This is a genomic window from Vibrio sp. D173a (genome assembly GCF_030248475.1).
This window is the reverse complement of sequence record NZ_JAHGAH010000271.1, coordinates 1-3,159: the sequence shown is the minus strand read 5'-3', so window position 1 is coordinate 3,159 and position 3,159 is coordinate 1. Positions and strand designations below refer to the sequence as shown.

The window sequence follows — 3,159 nt, the reverse complement described above, 5'->3', positions numbered from 1 at the left end:
TGTGGTTCTGCCTTTTTCAGGCGCGATATGTCGCTAGCAATACGCTTACAGCCGAGAAATAAGATGCCATCGAGTGGCGTGATGATCTCTCCGGTTTTAAGGCAATCAATGAGTGATGCAGAAGATAATGGCCTGATCAGGCCATCGACGTAACGTGTGGCTACGAACTGGTTCGTGTAGTGGATTTCTCTTGGCAGCATTTGTTCACTTTTGGCATACACCATGCCGCTTTGCTTGCCGTTGATAACGCGATGTTCTTTATAGACGTTGACTTCTTCACCGATAGCCGCCATGGCTTGGGGAGCCCTGGTGATGAGCAAACGAAACGGCAGATCTTCACTGGTGATGTAATCGACAAGGTTAAATGCCAGTCTTGCTCGTGCCATTTCACCAAGAGATCCCTCACGGCAAATTTGTAACACCTGCTGCCACTGCTGGGTCAGCTGAGCGCTCTCTTTATCGCTTTTGACGTTAATATGTTGAATGTCATAGTGAATTTTTGCTGTCATTGGGGATCTTAACCTCAAGGTATTTTGTCGAGTGGCTGCTCAATAGTCTGTTTTTAATAACATTAAAACAGTTATCCACAAAATTTGGGTGTAAGCTGTGTGAAGATGACTCGAAACTTTAATCGCTCAATTTGCAACTGTCTGCATAAAGGCGTAAAGTGATGGTAATTTAACCATATCTGAAAAGGAGGCTTGTATGTTAGCGTTTCTAAAAAGATGGCGTCAGGCCTATCTAGAAGACAAAGGTAATCGTCTGCATGCTGAGGTAGAGGCAGAGCGAGACATTACGTTTCGCGATGAAGCTATATCCCTTGAAGAAGTAAACAACGTTTTTGCGGATATGGGTTCTAGTAAAACTTTAGATGCTTGGGCTGAGGCTGAAAAAGAATACTATGAAGATCACTGTGTTTATAACTATGACAATCGATAAGATTGCCATAGTTACTTTGTTAGCTACTTGGAACCCTTCATTGAGTTAGAAACTGTGTTTCTGACGAAGTCGAATCCTCTTTGAGTTGTTTGATTTACTTTTTCTACTGCACTGTCCATCGATACCCCATTTACACGATAGCTCGCGTAACCCAGTATCCCAAACCATATTGCAGGCACGATCACGTAAAAGACGATCATCACAAACTTCAAGATAGAATCATCCATGTAGTTGAGCGATCCCGTCAGCGGGTTAAAGTTCTCATGCATCTTATACACGGACTCCAACAGCTTGCTGTCTAAGCTGCGACAAAGCTCCCACCAAAACGTCAAGAACTGCAGTCCCATGTACGAAAGCGACAAGGACATCAGCGTCATCATGGAGAAGTTGCTGACCGTCAGTACCAGTGGGCTGGCAATGACCACGACCATGGTGAGCATCGATTGCAGCATAGGCATCGCCTCTCGAACAATAAAATAAGCAGGCCCTGTGAGCAGGTGACCGGCTTCCACGCCAACCCATCCTGCTACGCCATTCCACACCTCTCTGGCTTGGTGATCGAGCGTCTTATCAAGCACCTGACCGTAGCCACGCACGATGCGGCCGCTGGTTGATTGGTTTTCGACACTCAATGCGCGCTGTACCAACATATTGGCTTTGTCTTCAGGTGTGGTTTCCGCTCCCATGATTTGAGAAAAGAAGCCGTCATAGTCAAGCACGTCATGGACCAGTTGTGGGTTGTTTTCTTCGATGTCGTAGAATAAACGCCACAGTAAACCGGCACGCAGCCCGTCACTGCGTACTTGCGTGCTGTCCCACCATTCATCGCACATCGGATACGCAGCGCTGGTATCAACTGCGGTTCGGCGGTATTTCAGTTGCACTGGGTCATCACGCTCAGAGTTATAGGGGAAGTTAAACACAATGTGCTCGGCTTGTAAGTCGTCATAGGTGGTGCGCGGCGCTTGGCTATTGCGACGAAGAAAATAGTCGCCGCCAAGCCAGTTGGCGCCGTCAAAATCGTCTTGGTCGACTTTTTCTTCACGCGCGGCCGATTTCATGGCTAAGCGCGCACGGGTAAAGCACTGCTCGTAAAAATCCTGCGTCTCTTGTCTTAGCTGCTCGCTTCTGATGTCAATTTGAGACAGCTGCAGCATACTGCGCTCGATGTCGTAATGACAAGGCACTGACGAGACTGCGGCGTTGGTCAAGCCTTGAGACAGGCCATGCCAAAACACCCACCAGGGCGGCGCTTGCACGATTTCACCATTGAGTGAGCTCTGGTCGCTGTTTGTTGCCCCATTGGTGATGCCTACGCAGCAGCTTTCGCTGGCATTTTGGTCAAAGGTTAACGTGTTGACGTTGACCGGGACCATCGGCACCACGGCAAAAAAGCACACCAGACTTGCTAAGATGAGTTTGACCTCAGCGCGATTGAGGCTCAGCAAGCCTTTGTTGCCCTCATCTTCGCCTTCTTGGTCCACTTCTTACCAAACCTGGAACACGATCACCGCAAGCATGAATACGATAAGCCCCGTTTGGTTCAAGATCATAAACAGCTTGCTGGAAATCTGCCAACTGGTGAGGGTGAGTAACACAGAAAGAGGGTCGTTGACTACCATGCGAGGACTCCTAAGTATTGAGCGAGCAATAGCCCCTCGTTAATGATGATGACGCTGATAAGGGTGATTGGGATGCTCTTGGCTTTGAGCAGAGCCAGACCATAGAACGCCAAACGCGCAATGATCATGTACCAGGCGTACGCACTGCTGGTGAGCGTATCGCGGTCAAAAGCCAGCGCCAGCGCGCAAGCGACGGCTAAGCAAAATAGCAGCGTCAGTAGGTGGCGACTTCGGTGCCACAAGGTGGATGTCGGTGTGGTGGCATTCATTGTAGTTCTCTTTTTTGCCATGGTCGCTTCCTTACCTTCTTGTTTAAGACGTAAAGAATAGCGAGCTATTGATTTAAAAGAGAAAAACAGCGGGAATTAGTGATCGGTTAAAACCGAAATGGGTGATCGGAATGCCCCGAAATATGCATGCAGGCTTGAGAACCTGAAAATTATCATTAATTCGAGATGCCAAAGAGCCTGCGATCTCTGGAAGAGTCACAGTAAAAAATTGGTCTATTGCCGCCTTGAAGTCCCGTTTACTTTTGAAGTAAACGTTGTTCCTCGACTTCTCATTCATTACTTTCCAAAGCCGCTCTATTGGATTGAGG

General features: G+C 48.0%; 5 protein-coding genes and 1 pseudogene. 1 reads left to right on the top strand and 5 read right to left on the bottom strand.

Annotated features, from left to right (window positions below):
* The coding region (locus KIV40_RS23705) for a hypothetical protein (RefSeq protein WP_285351642.1) at positions 1 to 509 on the bottom strand (509 nt) is incomplete at its 3' end.
* 196 nt (positions 510 to 705) lie between these two features.
* On the opposite strand from KIV40_RS23705, the gene KIV40_RS23700 reads away from it, so the two are divergent.
* On the top strand, positions 706 to 939 hold the full coding sequence (locus tag KIV40_RS23700; RefSeq protein ID WP_285351629.1) for a hypothetical protein: 234 nt from the start codon (positions 706 to 708) through the stop codon (positions 937 to 939).
* Between the two features lie 23 nt (positions 940 to 962).
* Here KIV40_RS23700 and KIV40_RS23695 read toward each other — a convergent pair whose 3' ends face one another.
* From KIV40_RS23695 to KIV40_RS23680, 4 genes and pseudogenes are all read right to left on the bottom strand, one after another.
* Positions 963 to 2,423, bottom strand: a complete 1,461-nt coding sequence (locus KIV40_RS23695) for a conjugal transfer protein TraG N-terminal domain-containing protein (RefSeq protein ID WP_285351628.1) — start codon at positions 2,421 to 2,423, stop codon at positions 963 to 965.
* A gap of 3 nt (positions 2,424 to 2,426) precedes the next feature.
* Positions 2,427 to 2,561 carry a hypothetical protein gene (locus tag KIV40_RS23690; RefSeq protein ID WP_285351627.1) on the bottom strand — a complete coding sequence of 45 codons (135 nt, stop codon included), beginning with the start codon at positions 2,559 to 2,561 and terminating at the stop codon, positions 2,427 to 2,429.
* Positions 2,555 to 2,851 carry a hypothetical protein gene (locus KIV40_RS23685; protein WP_285351626.1) on the bottom strand — a complete coding sequence of 99 codons (297 nt, stop codon included), beginning with the start codon at positions 2,849 to 2,851 and terminating at the stop codon, positions 2,555 to 2,557. Before KIV40_RS23685 ends, KIV40_RS23690 begins: the two co-directional genes overlap by 7 nt.
* A 127-nt stretch (positions 2,852 to 2,978) precedes the next feature.
* A pseudogene (locus KIV40_RS23680) lies at positions 2,979 to 3,159 on the bottom strand (IS630 family transposase); the annotation flags it as partial.